The organism is Methanoregula sp., assembly GCF_002835825.1.
In the GTDB taxonomy this organism is placed as follows: domain Archaea; phylum Halobacteriota; class Methanomicrobia; order Methanomicrobiales; family Methanospirillaceae; genus Methanoregula.
The window spans coordinates 1-1579 of record NZ_PIZH01000473.1; the positions used below are offsets into that span (position 1 = coordinate 1).

General features: G+C 53.8%; 1 protein-coding gene and 1 pseudogene. Both read right to left on the minus strand.

Going from position 1 to position 1579, the window contains the following annotated elements; genetic code table 11:
* Nucleotides 1-198 precede the first annotated feature (198 nt).
* Nucleotides 199-450, minus strand: a complete 252-nt coding sequence (locus CW742_RS12405; protein WP_015285620.1) for a hypothetical protein — start codon at nucleotides 448-450, stop codon at nucleotides 199-201.
* Between the two features lie 219 nt (nucleotides 451-669).
* Nucleotides 670-1579: pseudogene (locus CW742_RS12410) on the minus strand (phosphoesterase); the annotation flags it as partial.

Here is a 1579-nt window from a genome sequence, read left to right on the forward strand (position 1 = left end):
TCCGGACCCGGTCCCCGTTTTTCAGGAGATGCCCTTTCGGTATATCGATGTTGGACCAGAGTGCTGCCGGGTTATCCTGGTTTGAGTCCTGGGACATCAGGCAGTCCTTGTGTTCGTTGATGTTTGCAATAAACTCGATTGCAGATTCAAATTCCAGTACTTTCGTCATAATAAAAGGAGAGATGGGTGTTCACTGATCTAGATGGCACGCGAGGTGACCATCCAGGTAGTGCTGTTCGAGTAGCTCCACCGGATAATATCCAGTTCCTTACAGATCTCGGCAAGGATTGCCATGTTGGTACCCACTTCCTTGGGCGAGAGACCAAGGTCTTTTGCAATGTATTTCGATTTGAAATAGTGCTTGCCCTTGGTGATGCCCGAGTTGAGGTACGTCACGATCTTGTGCTGGGTCTCGTTGTACGTCTCACGTAATTTCTTAGTGGTTGACATGTTGTGCCTCAGCATTAAAAACTCATATAGATCAATTGCTATATATAAATATCTAATCATCCTGACAAAAATTCAGTCTTCTTTTTTTCACCCGGCTGCAATTTCGACCAGAAAGATTATATCTCGCCCGACATGGGCGCGGTTTTCGAGAGATTACCGATACGCTCGTCTTGTCTCTATCCGGGGAAAATTCATTGAGATTTCAAAAAAGGAAATGGCTTATTTCGGTGCCTGAACCTGCGCATCGGCAATCTTTGTGATGAGTGCCTCAAGGACCACATCGCGCATGCCCTCAACGAACTTTATGCTCCCAACAACCAGGTGCCCGCCCCCGCTGATACCACCGCCCGGTATCTCGACCCGGAGTTCCCGGACCATCCGGGGGATGTTCATGAGAACGCCCCGTGACCGGAGAACGGCGAAGTCGGGACCAAAGCCGATCGTGACAACGGGTTTTCCTGCATGCTCGCGGCAGAGCCGGTCGTGTACCTCCCCACTGGTCTTGCCCGGGGGCGGGAATGTGAATTTATGGGCATGGATCTCGACATCAAGAAGGAAGAGGTGGGCGTCATTCTTCAGGACGCGGGGCACGACATGGGGCATACTGGCGCTCATCTGGTCGGCGATCATGGTGTTTGCACCGTCAACGAGCAGGGCAACGAGCTTCTTGTGGCGTTCGGTCTTGCCCGTGATGTTTAAGATGTCCTTGATGATCTCCCGGCCGTCATTGAACCGGAGCCAGAACTGCTCGTAGTCAAGAGCAAGCGCAATGTCCTTGCAGGCATCTTCCGGGTACTGGTCGCGGACAAGGTCGAGGAAGAGCGCACGTTCCGGGGCCTCGCTCCGGTCACCGACACCGGCAATGGCGGGCAGGTGGCGGATCAGGGGTTCGACCTTCGGGTTGATCAGCCGTGCCACTTCCGTGCCCAGCATGCCTGCCGTGATCCCGAAATCGCCACCAACATGGTACGGGTTGACATGGGCGACCAGGTACTTGTCGATGGTTGCATCCGGGTGGTGGTGGTCGACCACGACGAAGGGGATGTCGTACACGCTCGCGATCTTGTATGAGGGTTCGTCCTCCTCGGTGGAACCGTTGTCGGTCAGGAGGACAAGTGGCATCTTCTGG